This window comes from Gammaproteobacteria bacterium (assembly GCA_013003425.1).
Classification (GTDB): domain Bacteria; phylum Pseudomonadota; class Gammaproteobacteria; order Steroidobacterales; family JABDKV01; genus JABDJB01.
Map to the genome: position 1 here is coordinate 1 of JABDJB010000054.1, position 16472 is coordinate 16472.

General features: G+C 57.7%; 18 protein-coding genes. 11 read left to right on the forward strand and 7 right to left on the reverse strand.

Annotated elements, in window-relative coordinates; translation table 11 throughout:
* The 4 genes from HKN06_07995 to HKN06_08010 all read left to right on the forward strand — a co-directional run.
* Positions 1-191, forward strand: a 191-nt coding sequence (locus HKN06_07995; GenBank protein ID NNF61255.1) for a YaiI/YqxD family protein, incomplete at its 5' end; no start/stop codon positions are given.
* 213 nt (positions 192-404) lie between these two features.
* Positions 405-2015, forward strand: coding sequence for an ABC-F family ATPase (locus tag HKN06_08000; protein ID NNF61256.1), 1611 nt, complete (start codon positions 405-407; stop codon positions 2013-2015).
* Between the two features lie 85 nt (positions 2016-2100).
* Positions 2101-2589, forward strand: a complete 489-nt coding sequence (locus HKN06_08005) for an NYN domain-containing protein (protein NNF61257.1) — start codon at positions 2101-2103, stop codon at positions 2587-2589.
* 449 nt (positions 2590-3038) lie between these two features.
* On the forward strand, positions 3039-3470 hold the full coding sequence (locus HKN06_08010) for a CBS domain-containing protein (GenBank protein NNF61258.1): 432 nt from the start codon (positions 3039-3041) through the stop codon (positions 3468-3470).
* 44 nt (positions 3471-3514) lie between these two features.
* Here HKN06_08010 and HKN06_08015 read toward each other — a convergent pair whose 3' ends face one another.
* Positions 3515-4813 carry a hypothetical protein gene (locus tag HKN06_08015; protein NNF61259.1) on the reverse strand — a complete coding sequence of 433 codons (1299 nt, stop codon included), beginning with the start codon at positions 4811-4813 and terminating at the stop codon, positions 3515-3517.
* 175 nt (positions 4814-4988) lie between these two features.
* Between HKN06_08015 and HKN06_08020 the strand changes: the two genes are divergently transcribed.
* The gene (locus tag HKN06_08020; protein NNF61260.1) at positions 4989-5546 is read left to right on the forward strand and encodes a Uma2 family endonuclease; all 558 of its coding nucleotides are present in this window, start codon (positions 4989-4991) and stop codon (positions 5544-5546) included.
* A 143-nt stretch (positions 5547-5689) separates the two neighbouring features.
* Here the strand turns inward: HKN06_08020 and HKN06_08025 are convergent, their stop codons facing one another.
* The 4 genes from HKN06_08025 to HKN06_08040 form a co-directional block, all read right to left on the reverse strand.
* The gene (locus HKN06_08025; GenBank protein NNF61261.1) at positions 5690-6535 is read right to left on the reverse strand and encodes a hypothetical protein; all 846 of its coding nucleotides are present in this window, start codon (positions 6533-6535) and stop codon (positions 5690-5692) included.
* A 165-nt stretch (positions 6536-6700) separates the two neighbouring features.
* Complete coding sequence (locus HKN06_08030) at positions 6701-7333, reverse strand: SCO family protein (GenBank protein NNF61262.1); 633 nt, start codon at positions 7331-7333, stop codon at positions 6701-6703.
* Positions 7330-8304 carry a COX15/CtaA family protein gene (locus tag HKN06_08035; GenBank protein ID NNF61263.1) on the reverse strand — a complete coding sequence of 325 codons (975 nt, stop codon included), beginning with the start codon at positions 8302-8304 and terminating at the stop codon, positions 7330-7332. Before HKN06_08035 ends, HKN06_08030 begins: the two co-directional genes overlap by 4 nt.
* 9 nt (positions 8305-8313) lie before the next feature.
* Positions 8314-8958, reverse strand: coding sequence for a DUF1566 domain-containing protein (locus HKN06_08040; protein ID NNF61264.1), 645 nt, complete (start codon positions 8956-8958; stop codon positions 8314-8316).
* Positions 8959-9125: 167 nt separating this feature from the next.
* Here HKN06_08040 and HKN06_08045 point away from each other — a divergent pair, with 167 nt between their 5' ends.
* From HKN06_08045 to HKN06_08070, 6 genes are all read left to right on the forward strand, one after another.
* Positions 9126-9287, forward strand: coding sequence for a hypothetical protein (locus tag HKN06_08045; GenBank protein NNF61265.1), 162 nt, complete (start codon positions 9126-9128; stop codon positions 9285-9287).
* 23 nt (positions 9288-9310) lie between these two features.
* Positions 9311-9862 (forward strand): cytochrome C oxidase subunit II, encoded by a 552-nt coding sequence (locus HKN06_08050; GenBank protein ID NNF61266.1) that lies wholly within the window; start codon positions 9311-9313, stop codon positions 9860-9862.
* On the forward strand, positions 9859-11571 hold the full coding sequence (locus tag HKN06_08055) for a cytochrome C oxidase subunit I (GenBank protein ID NNF61267.1): 1713 nt from the start codon (positions 9859-9861) through the stop codon (positions 11569-11571). Before HKN06_08050 ends, HKN06_08055 begins: the two co-directional genes overlap by 4 nt.
* Before the next feature lie 78 nt (positions 11572-11649).
* On the forward strand, positions 11650-12474 hold the full coding sequence (locus HKN06_08060; protein NNF61268.1) for an SCO family protein: 825 nt from the start codon (positions 11650-11652) through the stop codon (positions 12472-12474).
* Between the two features lie 4 nt (positions 12475-12478).
* Positions 12479-14536 (forward strand): hydrogenase iron-sulfur subunit, encoded by a 2058-nt coding sequence (locus HKN06_08065; GenBank protein ID NNF61269.1) that lies wholly within the window; start codon positions 12479-12481, stop codon positions 14534-14536.
* Between the two features lie 5 nt (positions 14537-14541).
* Positions 14542-14937: a hemerythrin family protein gene (locus tag HKN06_08070; GenBank protein ID NNF61270.1), complete on the forward strand. Its 396-nt coding sequence runs from the start codon at positions 14542-14544 to the stop codon at positions 14935-14937.
* Positions 14938-14946: 9 nt separating this feature from the next.
* Here the strand turns inward: HKN06_08070 and HKN06_08075 are convergent, their stop codons facing one another.
* Together HKN06_08075 and HKN06_08080 are read right to left on the reverse strand one after the other, a co-directional pair.
* Entirely contained in the window at positions 14947-15126 is a 180-nt protein-coding gene (locus HKN06_08075) for a hypothetical protein (protein ID NNF61271.1), read from the reverse strand.
* On the reverse strand, positions 15126-16472 hold a 1347-nt coding region (locus HKN06_08080; GenBank protein ID NNF61272.1), incomplete at its 5' end, for a cytochrome C oxidase subunit I. The genes HKN06_08080 and HKN06_08075, both read right to left, overlap by 1 nt.

The following is a 16472-nucleotide window of genomic DNA, read 5'->3' on the forward strand; positions in this document are numbered from 1 at the left end:
GCCCGCGTGGCGAGCTTTTTACCAAAGAAAATATTCGCGGCAGGCTCAATATGCGCGATTTCCTGGACACCATGCGCGCCAGCGGCGTGGATACCAGCGGTGGGCCAGCCGCATTCAGTAAACGTGATAAACAGCTGTTCGCCAATCAGCTGGATCAGTATCTGACCAGGCATTACAAAAAACCGGGCTAGCCTGAGCTCTCGCCCCGAACCGGGTGCCAGACCGGCCAATGCTTGCGCTGCCGCTGCAACCGGCTTTTACACCTGTTTATGCCGTCAATCTGTTACTATGCGCTCCGCCCGCCCGCAGCAGAACCCGCGTTTCCCCGACTATCAGGCCTTTTGAGGCTGATTTCTGGTGATTGCGGTCCGCTGATTCACCTCACTCTAACCAGGCACACACTTTTGATTTCTACAGTAAATCTTTCGATTCAGTTCGGCACCAGGCCCCTGTTTGAGAATGTCTCCGTGACATTCGGCAATGGCAACCGCTATGGCCTGATCGGTGCAAACGGCTCGGGCAAATCGACCCTGATGAAAATTCTTGCAGGCCAGCTGGAGCCTTCAGCCGGCAATGTCGCGATCGACCCAGGTGCTCGTATCGGCCAGCTGTCCCAGGATCAGTTTGCCTATGAGGACTACCGGGTCCTTGATGCTGTGATGTTGGGCTACGAAAGATTGTGGAGCGTTATCCAGGAACGCGACCGCCTGTATTCGCTGCCTGAGATGAGTGACGAGGAAGGCATGCGTGCTGCGGATCTGGAAGTCGAATTTGCCGAGATGGACGGGTATTCGGCCGAATCGCGCGCCGGTGAGCTGCTGGAAGGCATCGGCATCCCGGTCGAGCAACACGAAGGCCCGATGAGTGCTGTCGCCCCCGGCTGGAAGCTCAGGGTCTTGCTGGCGCAGGCGCTGTTTTCCGATCCGGATGTGTTGCTGCTGGACGAGCCCACCAACAACCTCGATCTCAATGCGATTCGCTGGCTGGAAGAATTTCTGCAGAGCCGCAAATCCACGATGGTGATCATTTCGCATGATCGTCATTTCCTGAACAGCGTCTGCTCACACATGGCCGACCTGGATTACGGCAGGCTGCAGGTTTTTCCGGGCAACTATGATGAGTACATGACCGCCGCCACGCAGGCACGCGAGCGGATCCATGCGGAGAACGCAAAAAAGAAAGCGAAAAGAGCCGATCTGCAGGCCTTTGTTAGCCGGTTTTCCGCGAACGCCTCGAAGGCGCGCCAGGCAACCTCGCGCGCCCGACAGCTGGAAAAAATCAAGCTCGAAGACATCAAGCCGTCGAGTCGGGTCAGTCCGTTTATTCGTTTCGAACAGGACAAGCCGCTGCGGCGTGTCGCGGTGGAAGCGACCAACATCAGCAAGGGTTTCGACGACGGGCCGTTGTTTGAGAACCTGGACCTGAGCATCGATGCCGGGTCGCGGGTCGCAATACTCGGGCCCAACGGGATTGGCAAGACCACGCTGGCACGTTGTCTGCTGCAGGATCTCGAACCAGACACCGGCGAGGTGAAATGGGCCCAGAATGCCCGGACTGGCTACTTTGCCCAGGACCACGCTGCAGAATTTACGACTGACATGACGCTGCTTGACTGGATCGCACAATGGCAGCCGCCCGGTTCTGACGAACAACTGTTGCGCGCCACGCTGGGACGGATGCTGTTTTCCAGAGATGACAGCGAGAAATCGGTCAAAGTGGTATCCGGCGGCGAAGAGCGCCGGCTGATGTTCGGCAAACTGATTCTGCAAAAACCCAACGTGATGGTCATGGATGAACCGACAAACCATCTCGATATGGAGTCGATCGAGGCGCTGAACCTTGCCCTGGAAAATTACCCTGGCACTTTGATCTTCGTCAGTCATGACCGGGATTTCGTGTCAACACTGGCGACACGCATTATCGACATGACGCCTGACGGCATTGTTGATTTCACCGGCACCTACGACGAATACCTGCGTGCGCAGCTGCTGAGCGACAAATCTCGGGTCGCCTGATCTGGCGTTATCGCGTCTGAATCCAGTCGGGCCGTTGCAGCAGCCACCAAAACGAGCGTATAGAAAACAGGTGGCAGATCCCAAAGTGGAAAAGATCGGCATTTTTGTCGACGTGCAGAATATTTACTACACGTGCCGTCAGGCCCATTCTGCCAATTTCGATTACAATAAATTCTGGGCGCAGGTCACGCGTGGGCGCGAAGTAATTTGCGCCAACGCCTACGCCACCGGGCGCGGCGACGAAAAGCAAACGCAGTTCCAGAACATTCTTCGTGCCATCGGTTTTACGATAAAACTAAAGCCAATGCTGAAACGACTCGACGGCACCGCCAAAGCCGATTGGGATGTCGGCATTGCTCTGGATGTTTTTGAAGAGGCGCAGAGCTGCGACACAGTTGTCCTGGCATCCGGCGATGGCGACTTTGATGTTCTGCTCGAGAGAATCAAGCAGCGATTCAATACCAGGACAGAGGTTTATGGTGTTGCGCAACTCACCTCCAATCAGTTAATCAAAGCGGCCGATGAGTTCATACCGATCGACGACAGGCTGTTATTGAGCAAGCAGACGCGATAGCGCGATGCAGGTAATGGTCAGGGCTGCCATCGATTTTGCGACCAGACGGCTGATTAACCCTGCACCGATATTCCGGGTTGGTGGTTCGATGCCGCCCCGGGCTGGGCTAGTCAGTGCTGGCCCTTATCAACAACGACGCCCCGGCAGCTACGGCGCACACACGGGGGCTCGTGTGCGCGGCCCGTCGCAAAGGGCAATATCGGCTGGCTGTGAGTCGTCCGACCGGAGGACGCCTTCGATGCAGCTGAGCATGACGCTCACTTCCTTACGAGAGGAGGTCGATCAGGCGTTGGATGGACAGCAGGCCGTTGCCGCCGCTTCCTGACGCGGCGCATCATATTCCCGCCAGCGGCACCCGATAATTCTCCGGGTTTTTGTGCGCGACTGCACAGTTTTGCCCTCATCGACCTGACAATATTGTCCCGGCCAGCCGACTGGAGGACAAGTCCATGCCCTTTGACGATCCTGTGATTCATGTCATGACGGAAGATCCGATCACGCTCGAGTTAAATCAGAAACTGAGTGACGCGCAGTCTATATTCTCGAAAGGACAAATCCACCATCTGCCGGTGGTCGAAGATGGCAAGCTGGTTGGCATCCTGACTTCGAATGACATGATCAAACTGAGCAAATTGTACGACGATGACAATCCGGCTAACGAGTTTCTCGACCGACAATACACTGTGGCCGAGGTCATGCATCGAAATCCGGTGTCTGTCGGAGTTGACGCGACGATTCGTGAGGCTGCACGAATCCTGGCGGCCGGCGGCTTTCATGGCCTCCCCGTCGTCGGCTACAACAATTTGCTAAAAGGTATCGTGACGACCACCGACCTGATAGAGCTGTTGCTCCGGAAGTTGCCGCAAACCGCAGAGGCGTAAGGCTTGTAGAGCGTACCCTCGATTTCCCGATAAGCTCATTTCAGCTAACGCGCCTCTGCAGCAGCATCCAGGACCAGCCCGCCTTTTACCCGATGTGCAATCCGGGTGGCGCAGGCAATTTCCAGCGTAGGGTCGCAGTTCAGTGTCAGGAAGCTCGCCTCATAACCGGGTTCGAGCGTACCAATCGCCCGTCCTGGAAAAATGCTGAGGGCCGGTGTGCGTACCCACAGCGCGAGCAGTTCTTCATCAGTAAACACGCCCAGCGCCTTCAGCGACTGGATTTCGTTCCAGGCCGTCTGAAAATAACTGTCCGACCCGACGGCAATCGATACGCCGGCAGCTTTCATGCGAGTGAGATTATCGGCCTGGCGGTCGGTGACAATCTTCAGATCTTCTTCACTGTACTCGCGCCCCTGCGTGACATTAACAGTCGCGACTACGATAAAGCCCTGCGCCGCCATTTTCTCTATCAGCGCATCCGGAATTTGCGAGCGCTTCGGATCTTTTGCGATAGCCAGGTCATAAGCAGGCAAATGCGCAGCCTCGGTGGCGCCGGCATCGACTGCCAATGCCAGGTCCTGCACCGTTTCCACATGCACGATAGTGCGCAGGCCTGCGGCATTTGCACGTTTTACCGCCTCGCGGAATACCACCTCCGAGAGCCCGGCGCTGTCCTCGGAGTCGTATTGCAGCAGGTACAGCTTCAAAAATTCTGGCTCGGTGGCGAGTACGCGTTCCCAGTTTTTATCCAGTTGTTCAATGGTTGTAGCGTCGTAAAAGGCATTGCCATCAAGCTCGTCAGCGCCCGTGTCGGCATACATGCCGAACCCGAGCAGCATTCGATACAGCTTTTCCGGGTGACCCTCATCCTGCGACAGCCCGCCATAGGAAAAACTGACGTCCAGTGTGTCGGGCCTGTTCCAGTAATCGAGCATCGGCTCAGTGAATGAATAGATGCTGTTCGGGTTCTTGTAGTAAAAAACGCCTTCAGCCAGGTACTTTTCCGCGGTGGCTTCAGTGCCGGGCCCGTCGACCGAGTGATTATGCGCCTCGCCAAATGGTGGCACGACAAATGCGCCGCCCAGGTCAATGACGGCGGCGTCATTTGGCCGCTGCGCCACAAACACGCCCTTGTCCGCGTAGCGATCGCCGGCGATAAATTCAATCGAATCGCCGACCTCGGTGTGCCACTGGCCATTTTTATAGACCGTTGGTCCCGCATCAGGATTGATACGCGTGACAAGCTGGTTGTGCGTGGCCGGTTGGGGCGCAACGGCGGACGGTTGTTCGGGCGTACAGCCGGCCACGAGTAACACGGTCAGGACTGTCAGGGTGAGGCGCATGAGGTCTCCAGGGATTGTCGAAAAGGATCTCCCTCTTGGATGCCGGCCGGAAGGTTGACGTTGCGTTGCTTGAGCTGAAATTGTGCCAGGAGCGGCGCTAAGTTTCGAAAATTAGTTGAGAACCCCCGATATGCTCTTGGTCCGCCCGGACCCGGTTCTGCTACGATCCGGTCGTATGAGCGAGCCTGCACAGACAGCGATGACGCTGGACGACCTGTACCGGTTGCCCGATAACGAATTGCTCTACGAACTCGTCAACGGCTGGCTCGTCAGTGAGCCCCCGCCCGGTGTTCGTCATGGGCGCGTGGCTGGACGAATCGTAGCTATCCTCGATGCCTGTGTGCGCCAACACGGCGCCGGCGTCGTCGTCACGTGCGATACCGGTTTTGTTTTGCATCGCTCGCCCGATACCGTGCGCGCACCGGATGTCGCTTTCATCCGGATGGATCGGTACCTCGCGATGGAAGACGATGCGGACGCGATGCCCGGGCCACCTGATCTGGCGGTTGAAGTGCTTTCGCCGGGCAACCGGCCGCAGGAGATTCACGCCAAAGTCGCCGACTATCTCGCGGCGGGCACCACGTTGGTCTGGGTAGTCGATCCGCAGACGGAACAGGTACGCAGCTATCGCAGCCTGTTCGAACCACAGATCCATGCGGGAACCGATCTGCTGACCGCGGAGGACTTGCTGCCGGAATTCAGCGTACCGGTGGCAGACATTTTCTCCATCTGACACGGCGCCGCAATCTCACCGACCTGTGCGATCAGCCAGACGTGAAGGCGCAGACCTGAATAACGCCAGGCGGCTCTTAGCTCGTCGGACAACCTGTGTCAGAGCGTAGACATCGACGAAGCAACACTTGCAAGGCGGTTAGTTCAGGGAGCGCCGAGCATTGTCCGTCGTTTGTATCCCGACGGTGGCTCGAACGCGTCCGGATCCAGCGTTTGCCGCCGGGCCGATCGGAGCGTCGTTTCGCTTTCCAGACTGCCATCGTCGAAATCGCGAGTTACGACCGGGAATCCATTGACCTCTTCAAAGGTGTCGAATTGCCCGTCGCCAAAGCCGGCGCCGCCGAAGGAGTCGCCCAGTTCTTCAAAGAATGCATTCATGTCTTTAAAGACATCTTTCGCATCTTCGCCGCCCTCGACATTGTCCCAGTCAGTAACCCACAGCTCCTGGATCTTCTCGCCGTCGCGAAGTACGTCATACCTGACGCAGGGATAACCCGCCTTCTTCGCCCGTTCGCCGGTGCGGCGGAATTCTGTTGTTGGCCGGGTGGGCATGCCTGATGCGGCGCCTGGCGGCATTTTGCCCTTGAGCATTTCCTGCATCATCTCGCGTTGTTTCGGGTCGAGACCCTCCATGTGCTTCTCGACTTCTTTCATTGCCTGTTGCATCTGGCTGCCGATCTGGTTGCGGACATCTTTCGCGCTGCTGCTGTCAATGACCATGTAAGCCTTGTCGCGATGATCAACGAATACCATCTCGCGTCGGTCGCCGCGCCAGATTGCCACGTCTTTGCCCGCGCCACTGTCGCCGGGGGGAATCTCCATCTTCAGGTTTGACCCTTCGACAGACATCTCGGAGGTCTCCGGTCCCCGATCCGGGCCTGAGTGCCAGGTGGTTTCGACCTCAAATACGACTCCCGCCCACAGTGGCTGGGCGATGAGCGCGATGACCGCAGCGGCTCCAATTTTTCGGCTAATGTGGTTTGTATTCATCGGCTTTACCTCTCTGAAACCCGGTTTTCAGCAGGCGTTTCCGGCCGCTGGCCGGCGCCCGGCCTTATAACCCGATAGTAGTTCAAAAACAGCCTGATCGTGTACGGGTGGCGACCTTAACCTACCTCCCGTGCCAGTCGTTGGGTCAGGGTCTCTCTCCCCGATTCAGCCCTGTTCGTAGCGCGCGCGGATCGCGATCAGTTTTTCCGCGATGTCGGCCGGGTTGTGCGGTGGCGAGAATACGGCGTGCAGGCGCGCCTCGGGATCAATAAGGAACAGCGATGCGCTGTGGGCGATTTCATAGCTGCCGTTTTCATCGGCAGCCTCGTGCTCAAACATCGCACCGACGTGCATGGATAATGCGCGCAGTCCGTCGTCGCCACCCCTCAGGCCAATAAAGTCTTCATTGAAATGAGCAACGTAACGAGCCAGCGTGGGGGCATCGTCGCGCTCCGGGTCCACCGTGACCAGCGCCACGCGTGGCGCGATCGCGCCGGTTTTCTCCATCTCTGCCACCACGCTGCGCAGCGTGAGCATCGTGGTCGGGCAGATATCCGGACAGGATGTATAACCGAAAAACATCATTGTCCATTGCCCTTTGAACTGATCACGCCCGATTTGCGCCCCACGGTGGTCGAGGAGTTCAAGCTCGGGAAGCGGCCTCGGATCCGGCCAGACAGTGCCTAATAAGAATGTGTCGGGTGTGGCATCGAAACGTGGCCGGGCATTGCCGTACCAGCCGATCGCCAGAACCGTGACCAGTGAAATCAGTCCAATTACGAATACTTTTTGTCTCATACGTTTACAACCAGAGCGTCCGGGCCTCGTTGCGGTGCCAGCAATCGCAGCAAGGCCAGTACCAGCAGTGCAGCGACCCAGTTGTGCGCAACAGCCAGGCCAATCGGCAGGCTGGTAACGATCGCCATGACACCAATCGAGACCTCGGCCACCGCGAGCACAATGATAGTTATGGCTATGGCGCGATTGGCGCGGCCGGCGCGCAGCGCCAGGACACCCGTTACCAGCAATGCCGCCAGCGTCAGCACGCCTCCCAGGCGGTGGGTCAAGTGGATCGCCGCACGTTCTGCGCCGCCGATGGCGATACCCTGGCTATTGACCTCGTGGATACGCGACAGATCAAAAGCGTTTAGCAGTTCGCTGCCCGGCAGCCAGGCGCCATTGCAGTCTGGCAAGGTCATGCACGCTGTCGCGGCGAAATTTGCGCTGGTCAGGCCACCGAGCACCACCTGCGTGCCCAACAGGAACAGCGCGATCACCGCCCAGCCGCGCAAGCCGTCATGAACGGCGGCTGGACGGGCAGACCTGAACACCATCCAGCCCAGCAGGGCGAGCATAAAAAAACCGCCGGCAAGGTTGCCCATGATTATCGCCGGGCTGTGCAGGCTGCCGGACCTGATACCAAGAATCGCCAGAAACACCGTGGCCGCAAGTAACGCCAGCGAAATTACGCGATCCCGCTTTTGTCGAAATGCAGCGACATTCAGGAACAGGACGAGCAGTCCCAAAACACTTGCAACCAGGCGGTGCAACGGCGTGGCCCACGCCAGCGGTTCATTGGCCTGCTCGCCCAGGCGTTCGTAAGCGTTTCGGGTATCGGTCTCCTGGGCGACCGCCGGCGGCGTTCCGATCTGCCCATAACACGACGGCCAATCCGGGCAACCGATACCGGAGTGCGACAGGCGCAGGTATGCGCTCAGTGAAACCAGGACGATAACGAGCAGCAGGGAGGTTCTGGCCAGGAATTTCACGTCGCCCGATCAGTCTTTTGTGCGGGTCAGATGCAGCGCTTCGCCACGAACCAGCCGCACGGTTTTTGGAGATTTCTTCCAGTCCACCCGGTCATGGCCGTAACTGAAGTTCCATGCCCATGCGGCATCGAACTGGAAATGATAATCGTTGCTGGTCCAGTACTCGCCGGGCTGCATGTGTGGAAAATACTGCATGTTGGTTGTCGGTGGCTTTTTCATCTTGCGAGGATCGCTGATGGACGCCAGTTCGTCACGCAGGGGTAATCGCCAGTCGTTGTGGCCGCAATAGCCGGCCTTGTTGACCGCCTTCACATAGGCCCAGGTGTCACAGGCGCTGCCGGTGCAGTCGCCGCCATCAGGCGTGCCGCGGTAGTCGAGACCCTCCGGATCGTTCGATTCCTCAGGGTTATACCAGCTGTAGGTGTTCCGCCAGTGGTGCAGACCGGGCTCGTCCGTTTTGACCTCCCACAGCAGGCCCGTGTACTGATCCAGCGTGCACGGCCAGGCAGCTTGAGCGGTGGCTATCTGCTTGCCGTCAGCGTCGACTGCGACATACTTTGTGTCGTGAATCTCGAGCCCCGGCCCCGGGTTTTTGCTGCATCCCGTCAATGGCAGCACGGCGAAAACCAGCACCAACAAAATTTTTGGCATCATCGCTCTTCCTGGATGCTGAATTGCCCCAACGCATTCGAGCACACTGGACGACATACGTAGTTTCCGAAATCGTGACCGCGCTGCGCCGCAACTATACTACCTCAATCCTGGAATTTGACCTATCATGGCGCCAGGCGGCGGAATTCTGTTTCCTACAGGGACCAACAATGAACGAAGAATCCAGTTCAAACGAACCTGAACGCGTACCGGTAATGCAACGAGTCCTGGATAACCCGTTTCTGTTGCTGTTTATCGGCGTGGTCGTGCCAACCGTGTTCTACATCATATGGGGCATCATGGAGATCGTTACTATTCCCATCGCTCCATGATTTAACAGCAAAGGGGTGTCAACGTGAGCGCCATACAACCGCCCGCGGAAACCATCTGGTGGAAACAACCACTGGATCGAGTAGAAGGAACCTGGATAGGCATCGCGCTTGTCTGGTCGTTGATAATGTTTTTCATGATGCCTTTGTGGCATGTCTATGGAAAACAGAACCTGTCCAACGAAGCCTATCGCACGACACCGGCCGCTTTTATGGCCAAAACGCAGGCGATGGTCAACGAATACACGGTGCGTACCGAAACCGATATGCAGCTGCCGGTGGTGCGTCCGCCGCCGGGCAGCGATGTCTATCTGATCGGCCGGCTGTGGTCATGGTGGCCACTGCTTGAGCTGGAAAAAGACCAGACTTACAGGCTGCATATCTCATCGATGGACTGGCAGCACGGCTTTTCGCTGCAACCGATCAATATCAATACGCAGATACTTCCCGGCTACGAAATAGTACTGACCATTACTCCGGATACCTCAGATGATCAGACCATTATCTGTAACGAGTTCTGCGGGATTAATCATCACACGATGGTTGGCAAAATTTACGTGACGGATGGTGGGTCATGAATACTGAGCAATTCCGAATCTGCCCTGAGTCCGGACTACAGTTCCATAAGCCCGCCGAGACGCTGATGCGGCTGCATGCAGTCATCGCCATCGTGATCCTGCTTGTCGGCGGTATCACGGCGCTGCTGGTCACGCTGACCCGCTGGCCGGCGGTGCACCTGATGCCGGCCGATCGCTTTTATCAGCTGCTGACCCTGCATGGCGTCAACATGCTGATCTTCTGGATCATCACTTTCGAAATCGCGATCCTGTACTTCTGTTCGTCCACGCTGCTGCGTTGCCGGCTGGCGACCCCGCGGATTGCATGGTTTGGTCTGGCCCTGATGGTCATTGGCATCATTGTCAATAACATGGCGGTGCTCAAGGGCGACGCCTCGGTCATGATGACCTCTTATGTACCGATGCCTGCCAACCCCAACTTCTATCTCGGGTTGATACTGTTTGCCGTCGGCGCACTGCTGGGCTGTTTTATTTTCCTCGGTACGCTGGTCATTGCGAAGGAGGAGAAGACGTACGAAGGCTCCATCCCGCTGGTCACTTTCGGCGCGCTTACCGCCTGTATCATCGCCGTTTTTACAATCGCCAGTGGCGCGATCATCCTCATTCCGACCTACATGTGGTCGATGGGCTGGATCGGGCATATCGACGCTGCCATGTATCGCCTGATTTGGTGGGCGCTTGGGCATTCTTCGCAGCAGATTAACGTCGCAGCGCATGTTGCCGTCTGGTACGCGATAGCGGCGATCGTATTTGGCGCCAAGCCGCTGTCGGAGAAAGTCAGCCGCATGGCCTTCCTGCTTTATATCGCGTTTCTACAGCTCGCGTCGGCGCATCATTTGCTCGTCGACCCTGGTCTCAGTGCCAGCTGGAAGATCTTTAACACCAGTTACGCCATGTACCTGGCGGTGCTGGCGAGCATGGTTCACGGGCTGACCGTGCCGGGCTCGATCGAAGTGGCACAGCGCGCCAAGGGTTTTTCGCAGGGGCTGTTCCAGTGGCTGCGTAAGGCACCGTGGGGCAACCCGGTGTTTTCAGGCATGTTCATTTCGCTGCTGGGTTTCGGTTTCCTCGGTGGCATCTCGGGCGTGGTGATGGGAACCGAACAGATCAACATCATCATCCACAACACCATCTATGTGCCGGGACATTTCCACGCGACCGTGGTGATTGGCACTACGCTGGCCTTCATGTCACTGACCTATTTCCTGATCCCGGTCCTGTTCCGGCGGCAGCTGGTCATGCCGGGGCTGGCCAGGTGGCAGCCGTACCTTTTCGGTATTGGCATGGGCGTATTCACGACCGTCATGATGGGCGCGGGTACGCTGGGCGTTGCCCGAAGACACTGGGATATGGCGTTTACCGATTCCGCTCTCGGTTTTGACTACCCTGCCAGCGCTTATACCCTGATGGGCCTGGTGGGTATCAGCGGGATGGTGGCTATCCTGGGTGGGGCAATATTTATTCTGGTGACTGTCCTGTCAGTGTTCTTTGGTAAACCGGTAGAGTCCGAATCTCCTTATGGCGTCACGGCTACCGTGCTGCCGCGGGCCGAGCCAACGATTGAACCGGCGGGAGGCCATGCCGCAACGGGCAAATGGGGCTTCGCCGCACCGGGTACCTTTGTATTTGCCATCTTCTTCCTGGCCATTTTTGTCGTCTACTATGCGGTGAACTGGAAGTATCTCGCTTCTGTCTGGCCGCTGCAGTAAATTGCCGGCAAGCATCAGGGCCGGGTAGTGGGGTTTCCGACTACCCGGCCTTTTTCGTCGGACCCCAAGAGAACACCCATGACCGTCAGGCCGCCAACCGTTGCTCGAGTCGCAATGCTCCTGCTGGCCATCGCAATGTCGCCGTGCGGCCTGGCACAGGCACCGGCCCCGGACGCCGGCAGCTACGACCGAGACCTTGCCCTGGAGCAGTCGCAGGCCGCAATTGGAACCGTGCTGGGTAACTACACGCTCACTGACACAGACGGAACCAAAGTTCGGTTGACCGATTACGCCGGCAAGCCGCTGCTGATCAGCATGGTGTTTACCTCCTGCTACCACACCTGTCCGGTCACTACCCGCTTTCTTGCCAAAGCGGTGGAAAAAGCGAGAAGAACGCTGGGTGACGACGGCTTCACCATTGCCACGGTTGGTTTCGACAGCGCTAATGACACGCCCGAAAAAATGCGTGTGTTTGCTCGCGAACAAGGGGTTGCGATCCCTGGCTGGAAGTTTCTCAGCGCTTCGGAGGGCACTATAAAAGAGCTGGTCGACGACCTTGGCTTTGTTTATTTTCCATCGCCTCGTGGTTTCGATCATATCGTGCAGGTAACGGTTGTTGACCGAAACAGTAAAGTCTATGCCCAGGTGTACGGCGAGGCGTTCGAGTTGCCGTGGCTAATGGAGCCGCTCAAAGCACTGGTCTTTAATCGGCCGCAGTCTTCCGGACATCCGATAGCCACTTTGATGGACAAGATCAGGATATTCTGTACCGTCTATGATCCAAACACCGGTCGTTACCGCATTGATTATTCACTGTTTATCCAGATTGGTATCGGGCTGTTTATAGTTCTGGCGGTCGGTACTTATTTGCTGACTGAATCCCGTCGTGCGCGGCGTGGCTAATAGCGTGCGCAGCCTCTTGCACCGATCGGGTCAGGCCGTATTTGAAGCCCTGCGGCGGCTGTTGCAACCCGGGTTTGATGCCCCATTGAACCCGCTGCGCCACCTTGGCGCATTAACGATCTTCTTTCTCTGGATTGTGCTGGTCAGCGGTATCTGGATATTCATTTTCTTCCGCACCAGCATCGACGGTGCTTACCAATCGGTCGAGTACCTGACGCACGAGCAATGGTACCTGGGCGGCGTGATGCGCAGCCTGCATCGCTACGCATCCGATGCGGCCATCGTCACGCTGGTACTGCATATCCTCAAAGAGTTTTTCTACGACCGTTACCGGAGCAAACGCTGGTTCAGCTGGCTCACGGGTGTGCCGCTGGTCTGGTTACTGATACCGCTGGGCATTACCGGTTACTGGCTGGTGTGGGATGGCCTGGCGCAATACGTCGCACTGAGCTCAGCGGAACTGATCGACCGGGTTCCTATATTCACCGATTCCATGGCGCGAAATTTCCTCAGCAACGAAAGCCTCAGCGACCGGTTCTTTACGCTCATGGCGTTCCTGCACCTAATTGGTTTGCCGCTGTTTCTCGTGCTGGGTATCTGGCTGCACGTGTTCCGGATCAACCGGCCGAACATCAACCCGCCACGAAAGCTGATGGCGGGTGCGCTGCTGGCAATGCTGGTGTTATCGCTGGTGTATCCCGCGCTGAGCCAGGGGCCGGCAGACCTGGCGCGAGTGCAATCGAGCCTGGGTCTGGACTGGTATTACCTCACGGTGTATCCACTGATCCAGATATGGTCGCCCGGCTGGGTGTGGGTCTTGCTGGTCGGAGTCAGCCTGTTGTTGTGCCTGGCGCCGTGGCTGCCGCGGTCAAAGGCGCAGGCTGTGGCGTCAGTTGACCTCGATAACTGCAATGGCTGTCGGCGCTGTGTTGACGATTGCCCGTTTTCAGCAGTGATGATGGCGCCGCGCAGCGATGGCAAAAAATATGACGCCGAAGCCGTGGTTGATCCCGATTTGTGCGTGAGCTGCGGAATTTGTGTCGGTGCCTGCCCCACCGCGATGCCGTTTCGCACCCGTAGCGCGCTCATTCCCGGCATCGATCTGCCAGACTATTCTGCCGAGGGGCTGCGTGACTCCTTGCATGCAGCTGCGGAAAAACTGCCGGCCGGTAAAAAGGTGCTGACGCTATGCTGCGAAACCGGCGTGACAGCGCGGCAATTGGATACAGGTTCCGATGCCGTGGTGCAGGTCAGGTGCATGGCGCACTTGCCGCCGTCGTACATCGACTACATTCTCAGCCGGGATCTGGCCGACGGTGTGTTCATGGCCGGGTGCCCCGGCGGTGATTGTCAGTACCGGCTTGGTGCGCGCTGGACCGAACAACGTATGAACCGTGAGCGCGATCCGCTGTTGCGTAAACGCGTGGACCGGCAACGCATAGCGCTGGCGTGGGAGCAGCCCTGGTCAGATTTCGCGACCCCCGCGGATGCGCTTGCGGCCTTCACTCGCAGCCTGCCTGTGGGCGAAGAGGAGGGCGAAACTGTTGTTTCGAAACCGGCGAATGCACTGGTCAGGATTGCGGCAGTAACGCTGAGTCTTGGCTTGTTTGCCGCCCTTGTTGGCTGGCTGTCCAGCTCTCCCGACTATCGGCTTCTGCCAGACGATACAGCAGTAGTGTCACTCAGTTTCTCCCACGCCGGACAGCGCCTCGAAGCGTGCCGCACCCGGACCGCCGAGGAACTGGAGGACCTGCCGCCCAATATGCGGGTGGCCATGGACTGCCCGCGCGGGCGGCGCCCGGTAACGGTAGAGCTGCAGCTCGACGGCGACGTGCTTTACCGTGACACACTGGCGCCCAGTGGCCTGCACGGCGATGGCGAATCCAACATCTACCAGCGATTTCAGGTACCGACCGGGTCACATGCCCTGTTCATCGGGATGCGTGACTCAGACCGAACGGCAGGATTCGACTATCAAGACCAGGCTGCGGTTGAGCTGGAGCCCGGTCAGCATCTGTTAGTTGAATTCGATTCCGAGCAGCAAGCTTTTTTCTTCAGGTAAGCAACATGACATTGATTGAATGGAAAAAAGAATACTCAGTGGGTGTTGCATCCATCGACCAGGAGCACCAGGAGCTCATAGAACTGATCAACGATATTTATACGCGCATGCGTGACCCGCTAAGCGTGGCCACGATCGATTACCATCTGGGCGAGATCAGTTCCAATATCGCTGCGCACTTTGCTTTGGAAGAGCGAGTGATGCGCGAGGCACGATACGACGAGCTCGATGCGCACAAAGAGGATCACGAGAAACTGCTGGACGAGATCCATGATCTCATCGACAGGTTTGCGGCGGATCCGGAGTCTGGCCGGGAGCTGCTGCAGGAACGACTATCCGACTGGTTTGCTAACCACTTCGCGACTTTTGACGCCCGCCTGCACAAGAAGCTGGGTGTTTAGCCGCTTTATTCAGGCAAAAAGACGCCGCAGCATCTGGAACGACAGCAGGATAAGAGACAGGAATACTACAAAAAACACGACCTGCCTTTGTGGCAGCACGGCGCCGCGTTTGCGTTCAATCAGTCGGAGTATCCAGTCCGAAAGAAAGTAAACGACAATCCCGTTGAGCGTGAAGATGACAAGTTCCATCAGCTTCCCCGTTTGTTTGTTACGCCGCCCCGCATCGATTTGTAGGCAACAATCAGGAATAACAAACCACCGATAACCGAGATCAGCCCGCCAAGCCCCATGAAGCCCATGCCGGCAATCTCACCAAGGCGGTCCACGCCCTGAGCGGAGCCGGCCGTTTTGCGTTGTACGCCGTAACCACCGGTCCAGGCCAGGCCGATGATGTGCATGAATTGACCGCCACCGTAAATATACGGTTGCCACAGCGCCAGTCGTGGCGGAACCGGCCCGAATCCCAGCCTGGGAAGCAGGTAATAAGTCAGCCCCATGAAAGCGATGGTCACGCCGACCGTTGATCCGTGGTAGTGAGCAGGTATGACGATGTCCAGCCCCGCGATCATGAACCCCAGCACCCCGCCAACAGTAAACAACACCAGCGAGCTCTCGAGTGCGGCGCGCAAATGGCGGCCTTCGCCTTCGGGTGCCTTGCCCTGCCAGATGCTGGCGCAGACGGCCAGTCCCAGCGGCAGGCAGGACAAGCCCCCGTATTTCATCAGTTCTGTGAACGCAAGCCGGTGACCCGGCGACATGACATCGTGAGCGACATACAGAAATGGCACGGTGATTACCGGCAGCGCCAGGATAATAAGGAATACCACTGTTACCCGTGGCGAAAGGACAAACTGGCAGCCGCTGGCGCTGGCCAGCACGATCCAGGCGACCAGCATCAGCAGCGTGTGGGTGAACTGCAGCACATGGCCGCCGCCCCAGAACAGAAATTCGAAAAACAGCTGTCCGGAAATGCTGGACAGACCGGCAAATGACGCGACAAAAGCGGCGAACGCGACGCCGGTGATAACTGCCGATAGCGTAATACCCACTCTCAGGGCGCTTGCTCCGTCCATGGCCGGCCCAATGCCATGGCGGGTAATGGCTGAGCGCAACAAATGGCTGCTGATGCCGGCAGCGAACAGAACCATACCTGCATAGAAAACCGGATGCTGCAGTATGGGTACATAGTTGTTCAGCAGTGGATCGCCGGCGCCGGCAAAGGGCGAAACAATAACAATTGCCGTCCCGAGCGCTGCAAGCAGGAATGAGAACCTGTCCCACATGCGCAGGTCGCGGCTGGAGCTCAGGCTCCACAAAACTGCCGCTATCGACAACATCCATATCAGTATCGACAGGTTGACGTGCACCACGAGTGCCACGCGGAAAAAATCGACGACCGGTATCAGTTCCTGCAGCGTCGGCGTTCTCGCCAACACCAGTAATAATGAATAAAGCCCTGCCGCCACAAGCGAGACCAGTGCCAGCGTGAGCCACGCCGCGGTTATCCGGCGTGTGGCTTCATTCCTGACGGTCAG

What these genes read in the sequence shown, in the direction of transcription:
- HKN06_08045 (NNF61265.1), top strand. Translation starts at nt 9,126, where the DNA reads ATGAACGAAGAATCCAGTTCAAACGAACCTGAACGCGTACCGGTAATG.
- HKN06_08030 (NNF61262.1), bottom strand. Translation starts at nt 7,333, where the DNA reads ATGAGACAAAAAGTATTCGTAATTGGACTGATTTCACTGGTCACGGTT.
- HKN06_08020 (NNF61260.1), top strand. Translation starts at nt 4,989, where the DNA reads ATGAGCGAGCCTGCACAGACAGCGATGACGCTGGACGACCTGTACCGG.
- HKN06_08040 (NNF61264.1), bottom strand. Translation starts at nt 8,958, where the DNA reads ATGATGCCAAAAATTTTGTTGGTGCTGGTTTTCGCCGTGCTGCCATTG.
- HKN06_08025 (NNF61261.1), bottom strand. Translation starts at nt 6,535, where the DNA reads ATGAATACAAACCACATTAGCCGAAAAATTGGAGCCGCTGCGGTCATC.
- HKN06_08010 (NNF61258.1), top strand. Translation starts at nt 3,039, where the DNA reads ATGCCCTTTGACGATCCTGTGATTCATGTCATGACGGAAGATCCGATC.
- HKN06_08015 (NNF61259.1), bottom strand. Translation starts at nt 4,813, where the DNA reads ATGCGCCTCACCCTGACAGTCCTGACCGTGTTACTCGTGGCCGGCTGT.
- HKN06_08060 (NNF61268.1), top strand. Translation starts at nt 11,650, where the DNA reads ATGACCGTCAGGCCGCCAACCGTTGCTCGAGTCGCAATGCTCCTGCTG.
- HKN06_08075 (NNF61271.1), bottom strand. Translation starts at nt 15,126, where the DNA reads ATGGAACTTGTCATCTTCACGCTCAACGGGATTGTCGTTTACTTTCTT.
- HKN06_08070 (NNF61270.1), top strand. Translation starts at nt 14,542, where the DNA reads ATGACATTGATTGAATGGAAAAAAGAATACTCAGTGGGTGTTGCATCC.
- HKN06_08055 (NNF61267.1), top strand. Translation starts at nt 9,859, where the DNA reads ATGAATACTGAGCAATTCCGAATCTGCCCTGAGTCCGGACTACAGTTC.